Genomic DNA, 26,965 nt, shown 5'->3' with positions numbered 1-26,965 from the left:
ATCTGTTATTTAACAACGATGTTCACAATCTTCTTTGGTACTACGATTACTTTGGCAATGGTCTTGCCTTCTATCCATTTTTCAGAGCGTTCGTCGGCCAATACAGCAGTCTGGATGGCATCCGATGCCGCATCTGCGGGGAATTCCATGTTGAACCGTGCCTTTCCATTGAAGGAAATGGTGTAGTTGACCGTATCTTCCACCAGGTATTCTTCGTTGCATACCGGCCACTTGGCATCGCATACAGAACCTGCATTGTCCAGAGTCTCCCACAATTCTTCGCATACATGCGGAGCAAAGGGAGCCAGAACGATGATGAACTGGTTCAGAATTTCCTTCTTGCTGCATTTCATCCCGAACAACTCGTTTACACAAATCATGAAAGCACTGATACTTGTGTTGTAAGAGAATTGCTCAATGTCTCCCGTCACTTTCTTAATCAGTTTGTGGAGGGATTTCAGTTCTTCCTTGATGGCAGGTTCATCTGTTACCAGATAATTGTCGTTGCGGTCGTAGAACAGTGACCAGAACTTCTTGATGAAGCGGTGTACACCGTCTATTCCGTTTGTATCCCATGGCTTTGATTGTTCTACCGGGCCGAGGAACATTTCGTACATGCGGAGAGTGTCGGCACCGTATTTGTCGACAATCATATCGGGATTGACAACGTTGAACATGGACTTACTCATCTTTTCCACAGCCCATCCACAGATGTACTTGCCGTCTTCCAGAATAAACTCGGCAGTTGCGTATTCGGGACGCCATGCTTTGAAAGCTTCAAGGTCCAGAACATCATTGGATACGATATTCACATCGACGTGGAGTGGGGTAGTATCGTACTGGTCTTTCAGATTTAGGGACACGAATGTATTGGTATCTTTGATGCGATAGACAAAATTGCTTCGTCCTTGAATCATGCCCTGATTCACCAGCTTTTGGAACGGTTCTTCGGCTACGGAAATGCCGAGGTCGTACAGGAACTTATTCCAGAAACGGGAGTATATTAAGTGACCGGTGGCATGTTCGGTACCGCCTACGTAAAGATCTACATTGTGCCAGTATTCATCTACTTTCTTATCTACAAGTGCCTGGTTGTTGTGTGGGTCCATGTAGCGCAGATAATAGGCGCTTGAACCGGCAAATCCGGGCATAGTATTGAGTTCCAGCGGGAAGACGGTGGTGTTGTCTATCTTTTCGTTTTCCACAACACATTTGTTCACAGTATCCCAAGCCCATTTTGTGGCATGTCCCAATGGAGGTTCACCGGTTTCGGTAGGCAGGAATTTGGCAACTTCGGGTAATTCCAGGGGTAGGGCACTTTCATCAATCATATAAGGCATGTTGTCCTTGTAGTAAACTGGGAACGGCTCGCCCCAATAGCGCTGACGTGAGAAAATGGCATCACGCAGACGGAAGTTCACCTTTACACGTCCCAGATTGTGCTCTTTCACATATTTCTTGGTAGCAGCAATCGCTTCTTTGATGGTCAGTCCGTTCAATGAAAGGTCACAATAGGGAGTAACACCTTCTCGTGGAGAGTTGCATACAATACCTTCCTTGGCATCGAAGCTTTCTTCGCTTACATCGCAACCTTCTACCAGCGGGCGGATTTCGAGGCCGAAGTGCTTGGCAAAAGCATAGTCACGGCTGTCGTGTGCAGGCACAGCCATGATGGCACCCGTACCATATCCGGCAAGTACATAGTCACTTATCCAGATGGGTACTGTCTCACCGGTAAAGGGGTTGATAGCATAGCTTCCAGAGAATACACCGGTAACGCTACGGTCGGCAATACGTTCGCGTTCAGTACGTTTTTTGGTGCGTTCCAGATAAGCGTTTACTTCATCTTTCTGTGTGTCGGTGGTAAGTTGCTGTACCAGTTCGCTTTCGGGAGCCAATACCATGAAGGTGACACCGAACATGGTATCTGCACGGGTAGTGAAGATAGTGAATTCCAAATCACTGTCTTTTACTTTGAATTGTATCTCCGCACCTTCACTGCGTCCTATCCAGTTTTTTTGGGTTTCTTTCAAGGATTCGGTCCAATCAATGGTATCGAGTCCATCCAATAAGCGTTGTGCATAGGCAGATACACGGAGACACCATTGGCGCATTTTTTTCTGGATGACGGGGAAACCGCCGCGTTCACTGACACCGTCTATTACTTCGTCATTGGCCAGTACGGTACCGAGTTGTGGACACCAGTTAACCATTGTCTCGCCCAGATAGGCAATACGGTAGTTCATCAGGATTTCCTGCTGTTCCTTTTCACTCTTGGCATTCCATTCTGCGGCGGTAAAACTCAATTCCTCGCCACAAGCCACATTCATTCCTTCAGTACCGGTTTGGCTGAATGTTTCAATCAGTTCCTGGATAGGACGTGCCTGCTTTTTATCGTTGCAGTAGTAACTGTTGAACATTTTGAGGAACGCCCATTGGGTCCAATGGTAATATTCCGGTTCGCAGGTACGAATTTCGCGGTTCCAATCGAAAGAGAAACCTATCTTATCTAACTGTTCACGGTATCGGTTGATATTGTTGACGGTCGTAATTGCAGGGTGCTGTCCCGTTTGTATGGCATATTGCTCTGCTGGAAGACCGTAAGCGTCATATCCCATGGGATTCAGTACATTGAAACCTTGCAGTCGTTTGTAGCGGGCGTAAATATCCGAAGCGATATATCCCAGCGGATGACCTACGTGCAATCCCGCACCGGAGGGGTAGGGGAACATGTTCAGCACATAGAATTTCTTTTTCGTTTCGTCTTCCGTTACTTGGTAGGTTTTGTTTTCCACCCACCTTTTCTGCCATTTCTTTTCAATCTCCCTGAAATTGTATTCCATAGTGGTATTTATTAATATTTTGTTGAAAACATTGTTTATTCTATGGTTAAAACCGGTTAGTATCCGGTTAATATCGGTGCAAAGTTACGGGTTTATTTTCAGATTTGTAGCTAAGTAACATAAAAAACAATGGCAAAGGCTTGATAATTCACTTTTTATTACTTACATTTGTGATGTGCTTTTAAAACTAATTTTTTGTTTGTAATACAAATAATAGCTAAATTAATTCAATAGGATATTTACTAAAAGATTTTTAGGATATAGCGAAGGATGAAGTCTGGGAAGATTTCATCCTTCGCGTTATTGTGTTGAAGAAGAAAGTCGTATCTTTGCGCAACTTATCGGAAGTGTATGAACGCAATGAAAAATTATATTTATCATATTGTCGCCGTCCTTACGGTAGGTATTTGGGGTCTGACTTTTATTTCAACGAAAGTATTGATTGGGCATAGCCTTTCCCCGCAGGAAATATTCTTGCTTCGTTTCCTGATAGCTTATCTGGGCATCTGGTTTATTTCTCCCCGAAAACTGTTTGCTGATAATTGGAAAGATGAATCTTGGCTGTTTTTAGGAGGTATAGCAGGCGGTTCATTTTACTTTTTTACGGAAAATACAGCTTTGGAGATTACATTGGCGACGAATGTGGCATTTATTGTCTGTACGGCACCATTGCTCACGACCATTCTTTCTTTGTGGATTTATAAAAAGGAAAAGGTTACCCGTGGATTGATGGCTGGTTCTTTGCTGGCGTTGGTTGGTGTGGCATTGGTGGTTTATAATGGTAGTTTTGTATTAAAGATTTCTCCTTTAGGTGATTTCCTTACTTTACTTGCAGCTTTTTCCTGGGCATTCTATAGTTTAATAATGAGAAAAATGTCCAACCGTTACAGTATAATTTTTATTACCCGTAAGATATTTTTTTATGGGGTATTGACTATTCTTCCTGCATTTCTGATTCATCCCTGGAACTTCGACATTGTCCGTCTTCTCGAGCCGGCTATTTTGTTCAATTTACTTTTCCTGGGTGTATTGGCTTCTTTGATTTGTTTTGTAGTCTGGAACGTAGTCTTAAAACAGCTGGGAACAATAAGAGCTTCCAACTATATTTATCTGAATCCTCTCTTCACTCTGGTAGGTTCTGCTTTTCTGCTTGGCGAACAGCTTACTATAGTTGCTTTGATGGGGGCGGTACTGATATTGGGGGGAGTTTATTGGGCAGGAAAAAAATAAATACAAGATAAATGGAGTTGTGTCTGCAAAGACACAGCCCCATTATTAATGTGATTTAGCAAAATTCTTTTTATAGATTACATTTGAGTTCAGCAGACATTAAATAAGTATTATATGGTAGCCACATAGACATAATGAAATAAAGTATATTTCCTTTGAGTGATATGGGGTGAATATAAGAACCATACAATTGTGAATATTGCCAGCCATCGACTAGTTTTTGTGGTTTACTCCATTCCCCTATAATATGATCTGCTGTTCGGAATGAGATATCATAGCGTGTACTATTGAAATAGAGCAATATCCATTTTTTAAATTCTGGATGATAAGCGATGGAAAGTTCTCCAGATATATCATTGAATAATGGAGTGGCTGCAGTTTCATTTCCTTTAATCCATCCACTTCCATTCCAAAATTCGTATTCTGTTTGATTTTCAATATTTTCTTCTAAAAAACGAGCAAGGTGAGGCTTATTGTCACGTCCAGTAATTGTACCCACCATATAAATATATCCGTCTTTTTTGAAATAGCTTACTTGACCAAAATTACTTGTTGAACCAAATTTTACATTTTGGCAACGTGTCCAAGTAATTCCATTGTCTGAAGATTTGTAAAGACTTGAAAAGTTAGTTATCCATCCTGCCCAATTACGAATATTCATGTAATGAACATAATCTATGCCATTGGCACGAATGGCTGCTGTGGGAATAGAAGTCCAATCTCCATTACCACTTCCATCTTTACCTCCATAACATATTTCACGAGCATTTTTACCACTTTCATCCATAGCAGCACCATTAATGGTGAGCCCATCAGAAAGATCTTGATCGTCAGAGAAAAGCAAAACATTACTTCTCCAGTTACTCCCATTGGGTCCTGGATTTACAAAATTTGGATAAAAGTCACTACCGAATGTATCGCCGAAAAAAAATCCATAATGTCCGGGTTGTAATTCCCAAACAATACCTAAATCTGTACCACCTACATTGTATAATTCATTAGTACGATTATTTACTTCAAATTCTACAATAGGTAATCCGTTTGTGCCATTTATTTCAGCACCAGTAATACGGGATACACATTTTAAATTTGAAAATTTTAATTCTCTAGAATAATTGACGATACCTTTATTGACTATCAATTTGGAAATTTCTGATGACTGATTATTATTATCTACTGCAATAAATTCAAAATAAAATGTAGAAGGATCATCCTTTTTTATAATATATTCAAATATATATTCTGGTGATAAATTTGATTTTATATATTTCTCAGAAATGTTATTAGTATCGTTAATTTTATTTATTACTAAATAAGCTAGTTGATCGAATTCTTTTATTGATACTTTGATAGATATTATACCATTAATCGCAGTAATTTCATTTTGAGAAAGGTTAACTTCTAAATTATAACTATTTACTTTATCTGTATCCGAATTTTCACAACTTGTAAGCCCCCATATAGAAAGGAGGCTTGCAAGTAATAATACATGTATTCGTATCATGATTTTTTATAATTTTGTAATATGTAATAGCGCTCCTCCATCCCTTGCCAGATTCAGTTCAATGATATCCTTCCTTGTAACTTTCCGCACCAGTCTGTTCAGATTGTTTGGATTCCGGTCCACATCCTCCGCATCGGTATAGATCGTTGCTTGGTAGTCCCCCTCACTAAGGAAGTCCAATTTCAATTTCAGATTCTTTTCCGTACCGTTGTTTAGCGAGCCTACCCACCAGTCCGAACCGCTCCTGCGGGCCACCGTGACATGCTCATTCATTTTTGCCAGCGGAACTCTTATCTCATCCCACGTTCCCGGCACGGTACGGAGCACCTCGAACCCCGGTTGACCTTCATAAGCCTTTGGCGTATCGCACAACGAGGTGAGATGGTTTTCCAAAACCACATACATGGCCAACATATGGCAGCGTGTGCTCATTACATGAGGATTTACATACTGTATCTTGAACTCCGAGCGTGGCAGTGCCCTGAACCCTCCCAGGTGATAGTCCGTCGCTCCCGCCAGCATCCTGGTGAAGGGTATCGCAATGTCATGGTCCGCATTCACCAGCGTGTCCCACTTGCATACCTCGTAGTTGAGCGTCCCCTCCCTCGTGAACTCATTCGGATAGGTCCTCACCAGCCCTGAGGGCTTGCTCGATCCGTGGAACTGTATGAAGAGCCTGTGCCTTGCCGCACATTCCAGTATCTCCTCCTGGATACGGATCATTTCCTGGTCATTGCGGTCCATGAAGTCCACCATGAGTCCCCTGACCCCCCATTTCTCATACAGCGTGAATGCCTCCTCCAGCTTGTCATAGAGCGGTCACCAGTGTGTACCCTCAGATGTATGCCCACCCCCTTGCTCCTTGCATATTCCCCAATTCTTGGCATGTTCAGGCATGGTATCGGTTTTGTGATGTCCGCATTGGGTCCCGCCCATCCGAAATTGAAGTTGTCATCATAGTACCAAGGAGTTTCCGCATATCCGTAGATTCCATGTACATCCAAGCCATTGCGCGCAGCAAAATCAATGTAGTACTTGTTCGTGTCGAAATTGTTCCCTGGAGAGAACGTGCTGTCCGGCACGACATTCCCGTTCCACCATGTGAACGTGGTCCGGCAAGGCTTAATCCATGAAGTGTCTTCAATCCTGCATGGTTCGTTCAGACTTGTTAGTATGTTCGTCTCCAGTAATCCTCCTACCCGGTCTGCAACGGATATCACGCGCCACGGGGTACGGTGTGGGAAACTGTCTATTTCAACCTTTATTTTTTCCTGCCCGAGTTTTGGCGAGAGCTTTCCCACCAGTCCACTCTTCTCCTTCACCAGGTACATTCCCGCGTAGTCCCTTATTGCCGCCTCTGTTATTGCCAGGGCCACCCCATTGTCGAATTCGAATGTGGCGGGCATCTCTATCAGCCTCTTCCTTGCGACCTTGTCATATCTTACATGACTGTATACCCCTTCGTGTGTATTTACATACCCGGGCAGGTACATGAGCAACGCCATCGGGTTTCCTTGTAAGTTGAACTGTGTCCTTTCATCGTACATCACGTATGAATTCCATGCTTTCTGCTTGGGAAATTCGTATCTGAATGCTATCCCATCATTGAATGCCCTTACAGCCAGGTTCACCGTTCTCTCCTTCCCGTTCTTCTCCACCAGGGGGACTATCATCTCATTGCAGTGGTTTCTTGCCTTACTGACCTTTCCTACTACCAGCTCGTATGTCTCGTCTATCTTCCTCCTTTGTACCTTTCCCGCCTTGAGTCCTGCCCCGAACTCCCCGCTGTCGAACTCGAATCCCAGCCTTGAGTCCTCCAGCAACTGCTGTTTCCCGTATTTCACGCTGTAAGCCACTTTCTCAGGTGCTATGTCCAGCACAAGCTTCAGCTTCCCGTCGGGAGATGCCACAGAGAACTTCTGCTGGGCTGAAGCGGTACCAAGGCAGAATAGGAGGGCACATATAATAAAAAGTTTTCTCATTTTTATAATAATATATTTAGTTAGAAAATACAAGCGGAATTTACATTTTTCAAATTCCGCTTGAAATATGATAGTATTATTTAGGGTTTTGTACTAAATTAGAATTACGTTGTAGCTGATCAAATGGTATTAGCATGAGATTACGTTTTGTATCATTAGTAGGCTGGTGTTCCCACCAAGTACCTTTTGTGAAATTATTATCAAAACGAATAAGTTGACTTCGACGTAAGCCTTCTAATGCAAATTCTACACCAAGTTCTTGAAGAAAACGACCATATTTTACTGGAACTCCATTATAAATTGTGGTAGCTTCTAATTCTGAACCGGTTAATTCATTGGTTGTATCGAAGTTTCTTCTACGTACTTCATTTACTAATTCGGCAGCTTCTTGTGAGCTACCTCCTGTACGGAGTATACATTCAGCTTTCATCATTAATACTTCGGCATATCTCATAATGACATAATCATTATCAGGAGTACCTGTTGCACCTATTTTGATTTCATATTTGCCAAAACGATACCCTTGATACATGGTAGCATCTCCACTAATATTAGTAACATCTTTGGTATAACTGAGCAGCATTTGTGGGTCTCCGCACCAACCATTTGTCCATAATGGAGTACCATCAAGTGCATATTGTTGTCCCATGCGCCATGTTTTTTCTAAACGCTTATCACCTTCTATATAGTTATCAAAGAAAGTAGGAACTCCGACGCACCCACCATCAAGCCAAGTGGCTTGGAGGTTGAAAGTTTGCATTTGAGAATAGTGTAAAGTTTTGCGTGCCCACATATAAATTTGACCACCTGATTTGGTTTCATCGAATGGAATTACAAACATTGTTTCATTACTCAATTCGTTATTTGTAGAAAATGGGAGTGAATAATCTCCGTCTAGTCTATATTTATTAGTAGCAATAATTTCATTGCATAAATTTTCACATTCATTATACATGGGAGTTCCTATCCATGCTTCAGCATTCAAATATAGACGTGCCAAAAGCATTTTTGCGTTCCATTTATTAAAACGTCCATAGGTGTTTAAGACATCTTCACTTAAGTTATTGATATTATTTTTTAATTCCGACTCAACGAATTCAAAAACTTTAGACCGTGGCTCTGTTGCTGGTAAATAACCATCAGGAACATCAAATCGATCAATAATGGGAACATTACCAAAAGCTTCTAGTAGTAAGTAATAATAAAATGCGCGAGCTACTTTTAATTCTGCAATATAATTTTCTTTACCATTCATTTCTATTGTTGAATTTTCAAATTGGTAAAGAACTCTATTAGCACTTGAGACACCTGAATATAATGCATTCCATATATTGTTTAGATGTGCATCTTCTTCCATCCAAGAATGTTGGTGTAAGCGAATATAAATACCTCCATCATACCATAAGCCATGATTTTTAACTGGAGTAACACAAACATCGGTAGTTTCTTCTAAATCCCACCAGTTTGAATGTTCTGTTAAGGTACGCATACTGGAATATATGGGAACCATGGCTGCCAAGAATTCAGATTCAGTTTTATAAAAGTCTTTTTCAGGGATGCTACTAAAAATTTCTTCATCCAAATTGGTACAAGAACTGAATAAAGAGATAACAGCTAAAAATGCACCAGTAATATATTGTTTTTTGAACATTGCTGTAATTTTTTAAGGTTAAAATAAAAGATTTAAGCCAACAGTGAACTGACGTGTAGTAGGATATAATTCGCCTGCACCAGATCCTTCAACACCAGGAGCAAGTCCTTTAATACTAACTTCTGGATCTAGTCCTTTATAACCAGTCATTGTGAGTAAATTATTGCCTGCTACATATAGACGAAGACGTTGAATGACTTTTTGTTTTTTAAGATTAAATGTATAGCCAACATTTATATTATCCAATTTTACATAATCACCATCTTCTACATAATAACTTTGCATAGCAGGAGCACCTTTTACATATGAATTACTACCAAATGGTTTTTCCAATACTGAGCGAGGTAGATTGCCTTCTCCAATACGTGAGGTTGTTTCCCAATGCATACGTTGGCGGTTCAAGACTTGAAAATTGAATGCACCGCGGAACATAACAGATACGTCGAAACCTTTATAGCTTAATGCTAAATTTAGACTTCCATAAGTTGTTGGAATACCATTACCAATAACTTTTTTGTCGCCATCATCAGCATCAGTCAATAATTTGGGTTGACCATCAGTACCATATACCATCCATAAACCATCAGATGTAAGACTATGAGTCTGGAAACCATGGAAATTACCAACGGGATCACCTTCTCTTACTATGTGAGTATGGGTTTGAATTGGTGAACCGGTAGCTCCTTCATACCAATAATCTTTTTGATAAAGTCCATTTGATAAAGAAATGATTTTATTTTTGTTATAGGAAAATGTTCCTGTAATGTCAAAACGTAAATAGCGTGTTTTAATAGGAGTACCACTTAATAACAATTCGATGCCTTGATTTCTAATTTTTCCAACATTTGCCATCATACTTGATACAATGTAAGGTGGAGTTGGTACTTCATAGGTAGAAAGTAGATCTGAAGTTTCACGGTGATAAATATCAATAGAACCAGAAAGTCTATTTTTTAGGAATGAAAAATCAAGTCCCAAATTTAACTCACTCTTCGTTTCCCATTTTAAATCGGGATTAGGATTTTGGTATGGACCTGCACCTTGTGTCCATTTTCCATTAATATATGCATATCCACCATAATTTAACAAATACATGGATAGTAAATTAGATGTGACTTCATTACCTGTAACGCCATAACCTATGCGAACTTTTAAGTCATCTAACCATTGGATATCTTGCATAAAATTCTCTTTGCTAATGCGCCATCCTGCTGATATAGCAGGAAACCAACCCCATTTATGGTTATCTCCAAAGCGTGATGAACCTTCACGGCGTAAACTGGCCATAAACATATACTTTTCATTGTAATTATAAGTCAATCGACCAAAAAATGAAATTAGTTTATGAGTATTTCTATAACTGGTCATAGCTGCCTTATTATCCTTCATATCATTCATAGAACCAATATTCCAAGGTCCAAACATATCTGTTGGAAAATCTTTTGCCCATTGATATATACCTTTAGCATCATCATCTTGGTAACTATAACCTATCATGGCACCTAGATTGTGTAAACCTAATGATTTGGTATAATCACCTACCAATTCTAAATTCTTTTGCATTGTATTATCAGCCCAATTCCAAACATTACCATAATCTCCGTTTACCACAGTAGTCATATGTTTAAATGTATTGCTTTTATTCTCCATGCGATCAAAACGTTGCATAGCTCCCATCACACTTAGATTAAGACCTTCAATTGGTGATAAAGTTATTTTCCCGCTCATCATTAATTGATTGTATCCTTCTACATCATATTCTTCATTAATCATGGCAACCGGATTATAAGGTTTAAGATTTACTTTATATTCCGTATAATTTCCATTTTCATCATAGATAGGGCGGGTAGGATTTTCTAATAAAGCATTTAAATAGGCTGCATACCATGCACGTTGTTGGGTGACATAACTATCATTTATATTGAATTGAAAGCGTAATTTATTATTGAACATATTATGATTTAGACCTATTTTAGCTGTAATAGATTCACGATCTGTATGACGAATGACACCTTCACGTTTGCGATAATCTATGGAAGCTACGTAATTGGATTCAGCGCTACCACCTTTCAAAGAAAGAAAATGATTGTGGCTGATAGCTGTACGACTAATAGCGTCCACCCAATCAGTGGTAGTTCCCTCATCTTGAATACCTGGAAAATCAGGATCATCTGTTAATCTACGATAATCATTGGCTGTTAACATATCAGCATGTTTTGCAAATGTTTCAAATGAGATAGATCCATTATACTCCATGGAAAGTTTAGTCGCTTTAGCACGATTGGTAGTAATTACAATGACACCATTTGTACCACGAGTACCATAAATAGCAGCTGCAGAACCATCTTTTAGCACATCTATAGATTCTATGTCTTCACTTGAAATAGCTGTTAAACTACCACCTGGAATTCCGTCAATAACGATCAATGGACTAGTATTACCAGATAATGAATTAACACCTCGAATAGTCATTTCGAGTCCTAATACAGGATCACCAGTATAATTTGAAAGTTGAAGACCTGCTACTTTTCCTTGAAGGAGTTGTTCGGGACTTTTTACCATCCCGGCAAGAAAATCGTCTTTTTTTACTGATGTAATAGCACTGGTTACTTCACCTTTTTTCATGGAACCATAACCTACCACTACCACATCATCAAGCTGAAATACATCTTCTTCAAGAATGATGTTTAAAAAAGTAGTTTTATCGTTAGTTGGAATGGTGCGAGTAATGTATCCAATATAACTTACTGTTAATGTACTGCCAGGTCTTAATTTTATCTCAAATATTCCGTCAATATTTGTTGAAACTCCATTACTGGTGCCAGTTTCCAATATTGTAACTCCTGGTAATGTGTTGCCTTTTGCATCTTTTACGACACCTTGGAAGTTTTTGGTTTGTGCAATAGCTAATTGACATATGCATAACATATATAATATTGTCATTAGTCGAATTGTATTGGACAAAGTCCTTTTTTGATAAAAATTTAGCATAGATTCAAAGTGATAAAATGTTTAGATAAATAATTATATATTTCTCAGAGTATTTTAAAAAGGTCGTACAATTTCTAGATCGTCTACTGAAGGTAATGTTGGAAATTTAGCATGTGGTTCAGTTTGATACCAAAATACAACAGAAGAAATGTCTGATTTCTGATCGAGATATCGGCCGTCGTTACGCCATCCAAGATCTTGAATTGTAACTTTTAAATCCTTTTCAAAACGGATTGGATCAAGTATGTGCCAACGATACATGCCAAAACGTTGTTGTGAACGATAAACTCCATCTGGGCGAATAATCTGATGTAATCCTGCATAAGGAGTAGTGAATTCTTCATATTGATGCGTCGTTTTATTTTCAAAGTTGTAAGATCCGCAAAAGTAATCTTCTGTACCAGTACCGCAGATTGTCGGAAATTTCTTATCACCATCCATGAAGAATTTAATTTCACCTTCACCCCACCAACCGTTATTATTCACTTGCCAAGCAATATATGTACCAACGTATTGTCCTTTACCTTTAATACCATCAACCAATACATGGTCAGAATTTATATTAGGATTTGAGCGACGGAATTGTGCATGAAAATAAGCTGCATCCTCAGGAACTTCTGTTAAAGTGTAGTTTATTTGGTAATAAACTCTCATTTCATTATTGGGGTCAATGTTTTCCATTGTAATTTTACATTTTTTGCGGAAAGGCATTTGCCAATAACAATTGAACGCACTACCAGGGTTTACACAAACTGCTAATGAACTTAATGGAGAATATAGTCCCCAACCACTGCAGAAAAAATCACCTATAGGGCACTCTACAGAAGGTTCTTTTTCATCATCCCAATAAAAGCGAATAATTGTTTTTCTCCATTCACCTGTTGGTGTCATCCAAATTTGTTGTATAGAACCAGGGCCTTCGATTTCTGCTAAAGTAAAAGTTTCGTTAGGGCCAATGTTTACATAAGGATTGACTTTCCAGCCTTGCCCTAAAGTTTTAGCTGCATGATGTGCATTAGCTTGATTTATTTTTTCTTTATCTGTAATTGGATCAGCCATACCACCTTTACCTTTCTCACCTGTAAAGTTTTCAGGGCTGATGGAACGTGTCTTGGCATTGGATAAGCGATATAAATTACCCATATTCATGTCAAGTCCATTAAAATTTTGAGCGTAAATGCTTATAGTTGCCATACATAAGGCTGCTAAGATAAAAAATTTGATTTTCATGGTTTAAATAAATTAATAGGTTTGTATATTTAGTTAATGGTTTCAGCAAGTTTTGCCAGTTCAAGATATTTCTTGTATAGTTTTTCGTAGATGAGGGCTCTTTTCTCATCCGGCCGGTATTCAGCCTCGATGTCCGACCCCATATGCCTTGTCGCCTCATTGATATCCTTGTACACCCCTGCGGCAACTGCCGCGAACATTGCCGCTCCCAAGGCACAGGTCTGTTCCGAGCGGACCACACGGATAGGCATGTCCAGCACGTCCGCCAGCGTCTGCATCACGAAGGGCGCCTTCTTGCTGATACCTCCGATGGCATTGACCGAATCAATGCGCAGTCCCTGGCCCTTCATATGCTCCACAATACGGCGGGAACCGAAGGCGGTGGCTTCCACCAGCGCACGGAATATTTCCGGGGCGCTGGTACCCAGCGTGAGTCCCGCAACGGCACCCTTCACGTTCTGGTCCGCATCGGGGGTACGGCGGCCGTTCATCCAGTCCAGGGCGACAACACCGTCCTCGGAGGGTTCCATGTCCTGGGCCTCACGGGTGAGTTCCACCAGCATGCCGTCCAGAACTTTCTGCCTGGCCTCTCCTCCGGGGATATCTTTCAGTGTCCATGCCAGCATCTTCCTGAACCAGGCGTAGATGTCTCCGAAAGCCGACTGTCCGGCTTCGAAACCGATGAATCCCGGAAGCACCGAACCGTCCACCTGGCCGCAGATTCCCTTGATACAGCGTCCGCCTACCTCGTCTTTGCCGGCAACCATGATGTCGCAGGTGGATGTTCCCATGATACGTGTCAGTATCCCCGGGGCGACGGATGCGCCTACGGCTCCCATATGGGCGTCCAGCGCCCCCACAGCCACGGCGATTCCTTGGGGAAGTCCAAGCCTGTCTGCCCACTCGGGTGTCAGTTCCCCTGCCTTGGTGTCGCTGGTGTGGGTTTCTGTGAACAGATGGGGGAGCATTTCCTTCAGGGCCGGATTAAGTTCTTCGAGAACTTCGCCGGAAGGAAGACCCCAACTGGCATGCCACATTGCTTTATGTCCAGCAGCACAACGGCTACGAAAGATCTGTTCCGGAATAGTATTACCAGTTACTAATCCGGTCATCCAATCACAATGTTCTACCCAAGCATAAGCAACATCCTTTATAGCGACGTTTGTGTTAATAATATGTAAAACCTTTGACCATACCCATTCTGATGAATAAGTACCACCTTCATAAAGCAAATAATCAAGGTTGCGTTGATTGATCAGTGCGTTGATTTGCTCAGCTTCTCGAACAGCTGTATGATCTTTCCAAAGAATAAACATAGCATCCGGTTCTTCTGCAAATTCAGGGCGCAAAGCTAATGGCATTCCTGCCTTATCGGTTAAAGCAGGAGTACTACCAGTTGTGTCAAAACATAATCCGCAAATAGAAGTAATTTCTTCTTCCTTCAAATCAGATAAAGCTATATGTACAGCCTCTGTCATGGATTCAATATAATCCAATGGATGTTGGCGATAACGATTGTTGTGTGCATCGCAGTAAAGTCCCGCTTTCCAACGGGGGTAAAAACTTACCCCCGTAGCCATTTCACGGCCAGTATATGTATCCACTACCAGTGCACGACAAGAATCCGTACCAAAATCAAGACCGATAACGTATTTCTTGTTTGATTCCATAGTCTAAAGCATTATTTGGTTGTCAATTCTTGTTTTCTTGCAATGAAGAACCCATAATAGGCAATCACTGCAAAAGCAACGGCCGGTACAACATATGCAGCCATAATACTACCCGTCTGGTCGGAGACAATACCCTGAATTTGGGTCAGAACGGCAGCACCGGCAATAGCCATTACCATGAATGAACCTCCAATCTTAGTATCATCCCCCAAACCTGTAAGACCAAAACCATAAATGGTCGGGAACATCAATGACATACAACCAGAAATGCCCATCAGGCAATAGACGCCGAAACTGCCCTTGCCGAACATGGCACCCAAACAACACATTACAGCAAGAAGCGCAAGTCCTATCAAGAGTTTATAAGCTTTCACATATTTCATCATGGCAGTACATACGAATCTCATTACTACAAAGAGAATAAGTGACATGATATAGTAAGTAGCTGCAGCCTGTTCTGCTGTACGTGGCAGCAAATCATTCAATCCAAGCCATTCACAACAATTATAGAATGCGGCAGCTACCGGTTTCACTCCCCGTAATGCATTTACAACAGCATCTGCAGAAGCAGAATCTCCTAAAGAAGCCAATACACCGTCAAAATTCAGCTGTACCATAGCATAACGGATCACGAATGACCATACGGCTATCTGTGCACCAATATTGAAAAATTGTGCTATTACACCCCATACATAATTCTTATTCTTTATAAGACGACGAAGAGTGGCACCAAACTCTATTTTTTCACCTTTTTCACTAAGATTAGGCATTTTGGTAAGCCGAATAGCAAGTAAGAGCACCAACATCACCAGACCAAGTACCACATAAGCAGTAGTAACAGCATTCAATTCCTGCCCCTGGATGGCGGCCAGCTCCTCAGCCGGAAGTTGGGCACGCTCTGTCGCTGTCATTCCATTCAGTTGTGAGAGGATGAAAATCTGACTGATCACCACTCCCGTAATCGCTCCGAACGGATTGAAGGCCTGAGACAGATTCAAACGGCGTGTCGCGGTACTTTCAGGACCGATTGCCAATACATAAGAATTAGTAGACGTCTCCAGAACTGAAAGTCCGGCAAAGAGAACAAAGATTGCCAGCAGATACATAAAGAAGCTGAAATCAACATTCACTCCCGAGCTAAGCATGGCAGGATAGAACAGTAAAGCCCCAAATGCATATAGACCAAGTCCCAGCATCACGCCTGATTTATAAGTGTATTTCTTGATAAACAAGGCACCGGGAACAGCACAACATCCATATCCCAACAAATAGCACACTACCTGTATCCAAGCTGTTTTTGAGTCACTCATACTCATGATGCGCTTGAAAGCTGCAAGCATAGTATCTGTCAGATTATTCGGCACAGCCCAAGCAAAGAAAAGAGTCGTGAGCAGAATGAATGGGAAGAGGATTCCTTTCGGTATTATTTTATTTGATTCCATACGAATTCTCTATTATATAGTTACCCTATTGAAATTTTGTTTTTATTACATTCAAATCTGCTCCAAATAAATCTTGCACGATAGGAGCCAGTTGTTCATCCTTACCCTGTATATGAATCACCTTTTGCGTATGGACCAATGAGGCACCGGGAGCCAGCTCCGCACCAGGAGAAGACGTTTCAATTTCATAGAAAGGTCCCATTATAGAACCGTCTTCTACCGGACCGTCATTATAAGAGTTGATTACATCTCCGGCAAACGGATCTTCCTGAGGTCCCCATTGACCATTTACGTAGACTGAAGGAGTTTCGGGAAGACTACACCACAGGATTGTGAGTACGCCTTTTGATGAATCATAACTTCCGCAAATATCCGTTGCCCGTGAAGCCGGCAATCCCAGCTTGGAACGATAGAGCCCGTCAATCTTGAAATAGATAATACCATTTTCCTTTATCAGCCTATCCGCCGGTATCTTACCGAAATATTCATCATTCACGATTGTTCCTTCCGCATCTTGCTTATAAGGAATGAATACAGTAGTGGTCGGTGTAGGATTAAAACAGCCGAGCATCCACACAGATACAAGACCACCCTCTTTTGTCCATGCCTTGTCACCTGTATTGGTAATCTTATTCTCACTCTTGTAAGCTACAATTTTCATATCATTTGTAAGCTGGATATTAAAATCGGCAGCCACTTCACCGGCATCCATCAACGATACAGTACGGTCAATATTCATATCAAAAGTAGTACCGGAAGCATTTGTCAAACGAGTATCTTTCACAAAACGGATACTACTGTTGTCTTGCGACTTTATGTCAAAAGCTTCAGTATCAAGTACCGGAGGAACTATCCAATTATCATAAACCTGCTCTTGTCCTTCCTTAAAATAAAGTGAGAACGGACCACCTTCCGGACCAAGCCAGAAGCGTTCCTCACCTCCTACCGGATTAAATTGAGAACTGACTTTGCCTTCATTTATGAAACGATAATTAATCCAGCCGTAACTATCACCTTCATCGCCGGAAGCAGAAGTAGTCATTACACGGCCTTGCCATGCAGGAATAACCATCACTTTAGAATTCCCATCAGCAGATACCAATTCAGTATATTCAATGCCGTGGTCCTTTAAGAACTTAATCCGGCCTTGAAGGAAATGCTCCCCCATCTGTTCACAGAAACCCACACCAGCGACACCAAGGCAGGGGAACTGACACCCGAGTGGGCAGACAGGCTTGGACTTCCCCAAGGAATCGCCGTGGCTGTGGGGGCGCTGGACGCCCATATGGGAGCCGTAGGCGCATCCGTCGCCCCGGGGATACTGACACGTATCATGGGAACATCCACCTGCGACATCATGGTTACCGGCAAAGACGAGGTAGGTGGACGCTGTATCAAGGGAATTTGCGGCCAGGTGGACGGTTCGGTGCTTCCGGGATTCATCGGTTTCGAAGCCGGACAGTCGGCTTTCGGAGACATCTACGCCTGGTTCAGGAAGATGCTGGCATGGACACTGAAAGATATCCCCGGAGGAGAGGCCAGGCAGAAAGTTCTGGACGGCATGCTGGTGGAACTCACCCGTGAGGCCCAGGACATGGAACCCTCCGAGGACGGTGTTGTCGCCCTGGACTGGATGAACGGCCGCCGTACCCCCGATGCGGACCAGAACGTGAAGGGTGCCGTTGCGGGACTCACGCTGGGTACCAGCGCCCCGGAAATATTCCGTGCGCTGGTGGAAGCCACCGCCTTCGGTTCCCGCCGTATTGTGGAGCATATGAAGGGCCAGGGACTGCGCATTGATTCGGTCAATGCCATCGGAGGTATCAGCAAGAAGGCGCCCTTCGTGATGCAGACGCTGGCGGACGTGCTGGACATGCCTATCCGTGTGGTCCGCTCGGAACAGACCTGTGCCTTGGGAGCGGCAATGTTCGCGGCAGTTGCCGCAGGGGTGTACAAGGATATCAATGAGGCGACAAGGCACATGGGGTCGGACATCGAAGCTGAATACCGGCCGGATGAAAAAAGAGCCCTCATCTACGAAAAACTATACAAGAAATATCTTGAACTGGCAAAACTTGCTGAAACCATTAACTAAGTATACAAACCATTAATCTATTTAAAACATGAGAATCAAATCATTAATTTTAGCGGCCTTATGCATGGTCACCGTGAGTGTTTACGCCCAAAGCAACTACCCGTTCAACGGTCTGGACATGAACATGGGTAACCTGTCAAGACTGTCCGATGCGAAGACACGTTCCATTAGCCCCGAGAACTTCACGGGCGAGAAGGGCAAGGGCGGCATGGCCGACCCGGTCAGGGACAAGGACCAGCGGAATGTGGCCAACGCCCACCATGCGGCCAAGGACCTGGGCAAGGGTTGGAAGGTAAACCCCTTCATCATCGTGAAACCGGGAGAGACAATCACGATTGCGGAAATCGAGGGTCCGGGAGCCATCCAGCAGATCTGGATGACACCGACCGGGAACTGGCGCTTCTCCATCCTGAGAATGTACTGGGACGACGAGAAGGAGCCTTCCGTCGAATGTCCGGTGGGTGACTTCTTCTGCAGCGCATACAATGAATATGCACAGCTATCCTCACTGGCCGTCTGCGTGAATCCGGGCAGCGCCTTCAACTGTTACTGGAAGATGCCTTTCCGCAAGAAAGCTCGTATCACGCTGGAGAACATCAACACTGCCGAGGAGATGCGTCTGTACTACCAAATCAACTACACCCTGACAGAAGTTCCTGAGGACGAGGCCTACTTCCACGCGCAGTTCCGCCGCTCCAACCCGACCCAGGGGTCACTGCACACGCTGATTGACGGTGTGAAGGGCAAGGGACAGTACGTGGGTACCTACCTGGCGTGGCGTGTAAACGACAACTGCTGGTGGGGTGAAGGGGAAATCAAGTTCTACATGGACGGTGACAAGGAATATCCGACTATCTGCGGAACCGGGGCTGAGGACTACTTCTGCGGTTCGTACAATTTCGAGAACCAGAAGACGCACCAGTACCAGGAGTTCACCACCCCTTATGCCGGTATGCACCAGGTAATCCGTCCCGACGGGCTGTACCGTGCGGTGACCGCTTTCGGGCTGTACCGCTGGCATATCCTTGACCCGGTACGCTTCGACAAGGACCTGAAAGTCACGATACAGGATTTGGGATGGCGTCATGACGGACGCTACAACAACCAGAAGTCGGATATCTCGTCGACCACTTTCTGGTACCAGGCCGAGCCGCATGCCAAATTCCCGGCTTTGCCGAGCAAGGACGATTTGGAAATTCCAAGATGGTAAAATTGGGTATACCCAATATTTAAAATTACGTTGTTTTTTTATTAACTATTAAATCAAAGTATTATGAGGATTTCTTTTAAGAGGAATGGTTTCATAGCATTGGCATCAATGCTATCATTTGCAGTGTATGCAGGGGATAATTTGCCTCTTGCAACTGCTGCATCGGGGACAAATGGATCTATTCAAGTATCTGAGCATGGTGTAGATACTTCTAATGAGATTCAACAAGCGAGAGTAATACAAGGAACAGTTCTGGAAGAAGGGACTAATGAGCCTCTTATTGGGGTGAATGTTATCGTTAAAGGAACTACTATAGGTACAACTACTGATGTGGAGGGAAAATATTCGATAAGAATACCTTCTGATAATGCTATATTAGTCTTTTCTTATATTGGTCAAAAAACAGAAGAATATTCTGTTAAAGGTTTGAGATCTTTGGATATTATTATGAAAAGTGATGCTACGATGTTGTCTGAAGTCGTTGTATACACTGGTTATATGACTCAAAGAAAAGCTGATCTTACGGGTTCTGTATCTATGGCAGATACAAAGGATATTAAAAAAACTTCTGCTAATGCTATGAAATCTTTACAAGGCAAGATGGCTGGTGTAAAGATTACAACTAGCGGTGGCAATCCTGCTGAAAGTGTAGGTATCCAGATTCGTGGTTTATCTTCTTTATCTGGAGCTGTAACCCCTTTGATAGTATTAGATGGTATGCCAACAGAGAACCTGAATCTTCGTGATATAAATTCAGGTGACATTGAGTCTATTCAAGTTTTGAAAGATGCTGCTTCTGCTTCAATTTATGGTGCACGTGCTTCTGGTGGTGTAATTTTGATTCAAACCAAGAAAGGTAAAATAGGTAAGACTACTATTGATTATAATGGCAGTGTTTCTGTTAGTTCTATATTGAATAAACCCGAAATGATGAATACCGAACAGTTTGGTATTGCTGCTTTCCGTGCCGCTGCTTATGACGAGTGGGCCTATGGGTCAGCTTTGTTGTTCCCAAATGGTTATGAATATGACTATCATAGAGGTGAGAATGGTATGTTAGTGATGGATAATATGCGAGTGAAGGACTTTCTGGACAGTGATCATTTAGTGAAAACTGCGGATACAGACTGGATGGATGAAATATTTCGTACTGCTATTTCTACAAATCACCAGTTGACTATTTCTAATGGTTCAGAGAAAGCTAAAAGTTTATTTTCATTAGGATATACTAATAATCAAGGTACACAAATTCATTCTTTTTTCAAGCAATATTCAGTACGTGTTAACACAGAATATGATTTAATTAAGGATCGTGTGAAAATAGGTGAGAATTTGGCTATATCTTATTTGCAATATAAAGACCAGTACCAAACATTTAATGCTATGATTATGCCATCTATCGTTCCTGTTTATGATGTAAATGGTAATTGGGCAGGTCCCGCTGGACTTGATGATATAAATAATCCGGTACGTCTAATGACAATGGGTAAAGATAATATCAATAATTATGTAAAAATTGTTGGTGATATTTTTATGGATGTGAATATTTGGAATGGAATTTCAGCCAGAACTCAATTTGGACTGGATTATGGTAATTCTTATAGTAGAGCGATAGACGGTGCTTTTACAGAAACTGGGTTTAGAAGCAATACTAAAAATTATGTGACTAGTAGTCAGTCGCATCCATTAAGTTATGTATGGACTAATACTTTGTCTTATAATAAGAGTTTTGACAAACATCATGTTGATGCTGTATTGGGGAGTGAATTTACTCGTTATGTACAAGAAGGTTTTTCTGCAAAAAGAGAAGGACTTTATTTAGAAGATCGTGATTTTGCTCATATAGGTGTTGCTACTGGTAGTGAAATTACTTTAGGTAGTTCTGCTGATGAATATACTTACTTCTCTTTATTTGCTAAAGCTAACTATTCCTATGCTGGTAAGTACTTATTGTCTGCAACAGTACGTCGTGATGGGTCTTCTTTATTTGGTGTTAACAATCGTTATGGTGTATTTCCTGCTTTTTCTGCTGGTTGGAGAATTAAAGATGAAGCCTTTATGGAAGATGCAGACTGGTTGTCTGATTTAAAATTCCGTCTTAGTTGGGGTGCTAATGGTAGTGTACAGGGACTACCACGTGGTTATACAACGACTCCGTTTACTACTGATTATCTTTCTACTGCTTATCCCATTGAAGGACAAGAGACAGGTGATTTACAATCAGGTTATAAAAGAACATGGATAGGTAATCCTGATTTAAAGTGGGAGACAACGAAACAAACCAATGTTGGTGTTGATTTTGGATTTTTCAATCAACGTTTAACAGGAGCTTTTGATTACTATTATAAAAAAACAGAGGATATTCTTGTACAAACTCCGTATATTGCTGCAATGGGTGAAGGTGGTGAGCCTTGGATTAATGGGGCCAGTATGAATAATCAGGGAGTGGAATTTGCCTTGACTTTCAGGAGTGAACCTACAAATGATTTCCGATGGGCCATTACAGCTAATATTGGTACATATAAGACCAAATTGACAGAACTTCCTTCTAATGTAATTAATAAATACGCAGGTGACGGTGTAAATGATTTAATTTTAGGGCATTCGCCTAATGCTATGTATGGATTAGTGGCTGATGGTATTTTTCGTACTCAAGAAGAGGTTGATGCCCATGCAGACCAACCGGGTAAGGCTATTGGACGTATCCGTTACAAAGATTTGGATGGTGATGGTGTGATTAATGAGACATATGATAGAACTTGGATTGGATGTACTGACCCTGACTTCTTTGGTGGGCTTAATTTTGATTTTGCTTATAAAGGTTTTGACTTGAATCTATTTTTTGAAGGTTTGTTCGGTAATGATGTAAATAGTGACTGGAAGAAGGAAAGTGATATTTGGCTTTATACGAATCCTGCTTGGAAGAATCATGCCACTCGTATGTTAAATGCTTGGTCACCTGATAATCCCAATTCTGATATTCCGGCCATAACAAATAATACTTCCAATAATGAACAACGTTTTTCCTCTTATTTTGTAGAAGACGGTTCATATCTTAAGTTGAGGAATATTGAACTGGGGTATACATTTCCAACCCATATCACAGAAAAGATGTACATGAAAAACTTGCGTTTGTATGTATCCGCTGATAATGTGTTTACATTGAAAAAGTTTTGGGGAGCTGATAAGTATACAAGTTTTGACCCTGAGTATCCCTCTTATGCTTATCTGACACCGTTCACTTTTAACTTTGGTATTAATGTTTCTTTCTAACTAATTAAAAAAAGAAGATTATGAGAAAAATATATTCTTTGTCTATTGCTTTGCTTTCACTACTAGGGGTGTGTAGTTGTGATTCGTACTTGGATATCAACCCTAAGCAAGTCTTGGATGAAAACATACTTAATAAGCCTAGTGATATTGAAGGATTTGTGACAGCAGCTTATGCTCGTATGTGTGAAATGGGTTCTTGGGACTCTTCTCCCTATATGTATTGGTGGTCTGGTTCCATGCGTTCTGACGACTCTTATAAAGGTGGTGGTGGTGTTGCAGATGCTATCGGTTCATTTGGTAATATGTCATTATTTACGGATGTGACTCCTAATACAGGAGCGTTGGATGGAACTTGGTATAATTCTTATCAGGTGATTCAAAGATGCAACACAGCCATTCAGAAAATGGTGAACTTTACAGAGGAGGAATTACCTGAGAAAAATAGTTATATGGGTGAAATGCTATTTATTCGTTCGTTTACACTATATCGTTTAAAAAAACTTTGGAAATATATACCTTATATTGATGAAAATGTAGTGGGTACATCTGAGGATTTTGAAGCTGTTCCTAATCATGAACCTGGTCAGGTTACTGATCTTTACTTGTGGCAATATATTCTTGATGATTTTAAGAGAGCCGAAAGTTTATTGCCTTTGGAACAAGAAGATAAAGGGCGTGTGAGCCGTAATGCTGCTACCGCTATGATAGCTCGGACTATGTTGAATATGGCTTATGAACAGAATGAGCAACATCAAGTGGTCAACATCAATAAACAGATGCTTTCGGATGCTTTGCCGTATATTGATAAGATTATAGCTCAAGAAGGTGAACGCGTAGGTTTGGAAACAGATTTTGGTAATAACTTTTTGTTACAATATGACAATGCTACCAAAGAGTCTATTTGGGAATTACAGTTTTCTATTAATGACGGTCTTTCTACTGGTGGTCGGATTAATCGTGCAGAAGGTTTGAATCATCCTTGGATGTGGCCTAAAAATGAAGATGGTAGTTACGGTTTCCAGTGTTGTGATTTTAATCATGCAAGCTATACCATGGCAAATGCTTTCAAGACGGATGAAAACGGTTTGCCCCGCTTTGATGATTATAATGATGATGATTACGGGCAATATGTTAAGAATCCTGATGGTTCATATAATTTGGATGCAGTTAACAGTGGTGCCAAAGATTATTTTGATAAGTATACATGGGATCCACGTTTCAGCCATACGATTGTAGCTCCCGGTCAGCCTTGGAAATATAATCCGGATTTAATATTCCATTCTTCTGCCAGTCGTGATCCAGTTACTTATAGCTACTTAAAACCGATAAAAGAATTGCCGGATCCCAATTGCGGTTGTTTGATGTACGACGGATGGCAATTTAATTCCATGAATAAGAAGATGATTCGTTATGATGATGTTTTGTTGTGGAAGGCAGAGATTTTGATTCAGTTGGATAGAGAAATGGAAGCTTTACCGTTAATCAACCAAATTCGTACCCGTGCGGCTAATAGTACAATTCGTTTGATACAAGCTGACGGTCAATATACGATGAATTATCATGTTGCTACCTATCAACCGGGTGTAAATTGTAATTGGACAAAAGATTATGCTTGGCAGGCACTGGTGTGGGAAAATCGCCTGGAGTTTGCTTGTGAAGGTCATCGGTTCTTTGATTTGCAGCGTTGGGGTACTTTAGCAGAGACAATGAATGCTTATTTTGCTATTGAAAGAACCCGTTTTCCTTGGTTTAATAGTGCCCGCTTTACTGCTGGTCGTGATGAATATTTCCCAATTTCCCAGCCTCAGATGGAGTACTCGAAAGGTAACTATACTCAGAATCCGGGATATTGATGTTTAACCGTTAAGAAGAAAATTATGAAGAAGATAACAACTGTTTTTATAATGGTGTTGGCTGTATTGTCATTGTCTGGTTGCTATGACAGAAGTATACTTGATGACAAAGGTTTGAATTATTTTATGCCGAAAGCAGAAAATGTTAAGTATACTCAGAGTAATACTACAGTTATGTTGACTTGGGATATTCCTACTGAGATTCCGGAAGAATTTAAACGTCCTATAGCAGTACAGATTCAGGTGGTGGAAAATGATATTTATAAAGATAAGATAACTTTATCAAATGAAGAAACATCTTATTCTTTTATTATTGATCCAGAAAAGGAGTACCGTTATATTGTCAAATTGGTAGGCACTTTCACTGAAGAGGTTCAAGAAACTGGGCGTACTTCCAGTGTTACTTCTGAGGGTGTAATAGTTAATGTCGAATAGTTTCGATAAGAATTTTGTAGTTAATGATAGAGAGTGGGTTTTTACTGGTATTTTTCTGAGTCAGCTCACTCTCTATTTTAATATTCGTGATATAAGAAGAATGGGTTATCTGGTTACGATAAATTGAAAAATGAATCAATAGACATGAAAAACATATTATTTATAGCATTCTCTTCGTTTATACTTTTATTCGTTTCTTGTACTTCTGAACAAGAAACTGAAACTTATATTCCTATTGATGAAATTATACCTTTGGATACTTATTTGATTCCAAATAAGGATACAAAAATTGTATCAACAACATTGAATTTTAAGGATATTGATGCCATAGATTATTTGCTGGTTAGAAAGAGTGTAGGTGACAGCTATTCAGCTAAGATAAATCAAAGCGAACTTACGTCTGATTATATTTTCAATTATACCATTCAAAAAACAGATCCACAGAATTTTCGGCTAGTATTGGCTGCCTTTTACAAAGATGGTAATATGTCGAAAGAGCTCTCTTTGAATGTGGATAACCGTTGGGGTTTTTTTATTCGTAATGTTACTCGTATAGCTCGTGTTACAGGGAGTATAATAAATGGAGAAAACTTTCCAAGTCCTAATAATACTGCGACAAAATGGAATGTAGGAGGAACAGATCTTGGCATTATTTGGGAGATGCAGCCCGGAAAATATGGAATTTTCTTTGGTGATACTTTTGGGTATGACTTTAAGCCTAATCCGGCTAATCCTGGACCTAACGGAGGGAGTTGGCGTAGTAATGTGCTGGCTTTCTCGGAGGATAATGATTTAGAAGATGGATTGTCATTCAGCAATATGGTTACTGATGATAAAGGGTATGCCCGCGAGATAATATATGGAGGAAAAGATTCGTCAGGTAATGGTGATTGGACTTCTATCCCAACAGCTGCTATTCGTGCTAATGGAATAGATTATGTGCATTATTTTAATATGAGAAATTGGACAGGATGGGTTACAAATTATTCGGGAATATATAAGTCGGCTGATAATGGTTTGACATGGGCTAAATGTAAAGATATAACCTTCTCATCTTATAGTTTTTTTGGTCAGGTAGGGTACTTTAAGAAAGATGGATATGTTTATATGATAGGTACTCAAACGGGGAGGGATAGCAATGCTAAATTAGCACGATTTCATGAAACAGATATTGAGAATAAGACAGCTTATGAATATTGGAATGCTTCTACTAATCAATGGATAAAAGGCAATGAAAATGAGGCAACAGTATTAATAGAAGATAAGGTTGGTGAACTTTCTTTTATATATAATGAAACACATAAGAAATGGATAATTGCTTATTTCAATGCAGATAGATATAATATAACTATGCGTACGGCAGAAGACATAACTGGCCCATGGAGTGAACCCTATGAGCTTGCTAATGGTAGAGAGTATGCCCAATTGTATGGTTCTTACATTCATCCGTTTTCGGTAACTGGTGATAATTTATATTTTACGATGTCAATGTGGATGCCTTATAATGTTTTTTTAATGAAGGCTGAATTGGCTGATATGGGAGAGTTTTAATTATA

General features: G+C 40.9%; 15 protein-coding genes and 1 pseudogene. 7 read left to right on the top strand and 9 right to left on the bottom strand.

The window, feature by feature from the left end; genetic code table 11:
• Positions 1-5: 5 nt before the first annotated feature.
• Positions 6-2,843: a leucine--tRNA ligase gene (leuS, locus tag HUX74_RS09180; RefSeq protein ID WP_174646545.1), complete on the bottom strand. Its 2,838-nt coding sequence runs from the start codon at positions 2,841-2,843 to the stop codon at positions 6-8.
• A gap of 351 nt (positions 2,844-3,194) precedes the next feature.
• Between leuS and HUX74_RS09175 the strand changes: the two genes are divergently transcribed.
• Positions 3,195-4,073 (top strand): DMT family transporter, encoded by an 879-nt coding sequence (locus tag HUX74_RS09175; RefSeq protein WP_117965076.1) that lies wholly within the window; start codon positions 3,195-3,197, stop codon positions 4,071-4,073.
• A gap of 70 nt (positions 4,074-4,143) precedes the next feature.
• On the opposite strand, the gene HUX74_RS09170 is transcribed toward HUX74_RS09175, so the two are convergent.
• From HUX74_RS09170 to HUX74_RS09135, 8 genes and pseudogenes are all read right to left on the bottom strand, one after another.
• Positions 4,144-5,577 carry a DUF4185 domain-containing protein gene (locus HUX74_RS09170; protein ID WP_117974552.1) on the bottom strand — a complete coding sequence of 478 codons (1,434 nt, stop codon included), beginning with the start codon at positions 5,575-5,577 and terminating at the stop codon, positions 4,144-4,146.
• A 6-nt stretch (positions 5,578-5,583) separates the two neighbouring features.
• Positions 5,584-7,559: pseudogene (locus tag HUX74_RS09165) on the bottom strand (glycoside hydrolase family 97 protein).
• A gap of 76 nt (positions 7,560-7,635) precedes the next feature.
• Positions 7,636-9,210: a RagB/SusD family nutrient uptake outer membrane protein gene (locus HUX74_RS09160; protein WP_057282217.1), complete on the bottom strand. Its 1,575-nt coding sequence runs from the start codon at positions 9,208-9,210 to the stop codon at positions 7,636-7,638.
• Positions 9,211-9,228: 18 nt separating this feature from the next.
• Complete coding sequence (locus HUX74_RS09155; RefSeq protein WP_230391790.1) at positions 9,229-12,153, bottom strand: TonB-dependent receptor; 2,925 nt, start codon at positions 12,151-12,153, stop codon at positions 9,229-9,231.
• A 102-nt stretch (positions 12,154-12,255) separates the two neighbouring features.
• A complete protein-coding gene (locus HUX74_RS09150) occupies positions 12,256-13,431 on the bottom strand; it encodes a glycoside hydrolase family 172 protein (protein ID WP_005824687.1) in 1,176 nt (391 codons plus the stop codon).
• A 29-nt stretch (positions 13,432-13,460) separates the two neighbouring features.
• Positions 13,461-15,101 carry a ribulokinase gene (locus HUX74_RS09145; protein WP_117967164.1) on the bottom strand — a complete coding sequence of 547 codons (1,641 nt, stop codon included), beginning with the start codon at positions 15,099-15,101 and terminating at the stop codon, positions 13,461-13,463.
• An 11-nt stretch (positions 15,102-15,112) separates the two neighbouring features.
• Positions 15,113-16,543 (bottom strand): L-fucose:H+ symporter permease, encoded by a 1,431-nt coding sequence (gene fucP, locus HUX74_RS09140; RefSeq protein WP_174646544.1) that lies wholly within the window; start codon positions 16,541-16,543, stop codon positions 15,113-15,115.
• Positions 16,544-16,568: 25 nt separating this feature from the next.
• Complete coding sequence (locus tag HUX74_RS09135) at positions 16,569-17,711, bottom strand: DUF6786 family protein (protein WP_174646543.1); 1,143 nt, start codon at positions 17,709-17,711, stop codon at positions 16,569-16,571.
• Between HUX74_RS09135 and HUX74_RS09130 the strand changes: the two genes are divergently transcribed.
• The 6 genes from HUX74_RS09130 to HUX74_RS09105 all read left to right on the top strand — a co-directional run bounded on the left by HUX74_RS09130 (position 17,700) and on the right by HUX74_RS09105 (position 26,960).
• Positions 17,700-18,638 carry an FGGY-family carbohydrate kinase gene (locus tag HUX74_RS09130; protein WP_254592864.1) on the top strand — a complete coding sequence of 313 codons (939 nt, stop codon included), beginning with the start codon at positions 17,700-17,702 and terminating at the stop codon, positions 18,636-18,638. The two genes, HUX74_RS09135 and HUX74_RS09130, sit on opposite strands and share 12 nt — an antisense overlap.
• 28 nt (positions 18,639-18,666) lie before the next feature.
• Positions 18,667-19,848 carry a glycoside hydrolase family 172 protein gene (locus HUX74_RS09125; RefSeq protein WP_117652537.1) on the top strand — a complete coding sequence of 394 codons (1,182 nt, stop codon included), beginning with the start codon at positions 18,667-18,669 and terminating at the stop codon, positions 19,846-19,848.
• A 63-nt stretch (positions 19,849-19,911) separates the two neighbouring features.
• Positions 19,912-23,121 carry a TonB-dependent receptor gene (locus HUX74_RS09120; protein ID WP_174646542.1) on the top strand — a complete coding sequence of 1,070 codons (3,210 nt, stop codon included), beginning with the start codon at positions 19,912-19,914 and terminating at the stop codon, positions 23,119-23,121.
• Positions 23,122-23,141: 20 nt separating this feature from the next.
• Positions 23,142-24,974 (top strand): RagB/SusD family nutrient uptake outer membrane protein, encoded by a 1,833-nt coding sequence (locus tag HUX74_RS09115; protein ID WP_174646541.1) that lies wholly within the window; start codon positions 23,142-23,144, stop codon positions 24,972-24,974.
• Between the two features lie 24 nt (positions 24,975-24,998).
• Positions 24,999-25,409, top strand: a complete 411-nt coding sequence (locus HUX74_RS09110) for a DUF4945 domain-containing protein (RefSeq protein WP_254592849.1) — start codon at positions 24,999-25,001, stop codon at positions 25,407-25,409.
• Positions 25,410-25,553: 144 nt separating this feature from the next.
• Positions 25,554-26,960 carry a DUF4185 domain-containing protein gene (locus HUX74_RS09105; RefSeq protein ID WP_117967117.1) on the top strand — a complete coding sequence of 469 codons (1,407 nt, stop codon included), beginning with the start codon at positions 25,554-25,556 and terminating at the stop codon, positions 26,958-26,960.
• The last annotated feature ends 5 nt before the right edge of the window (positions 26,961-26,965 follow it).

The sequence above is a fragment of the Bacteroides sp. Marseille-P8574 genome (assembly GCF_902825465.1).
Taxonomy (GTDB): domain Bacteria; phylum Bacteroidota; class Bacteroidia; order Bacteroidales; family Bacteroidaceae; genus Bacteroides; species Bacteroides uniformis.
This window is presented reverse-complemented; position numbering and strand designations above follow the sequence as displayed.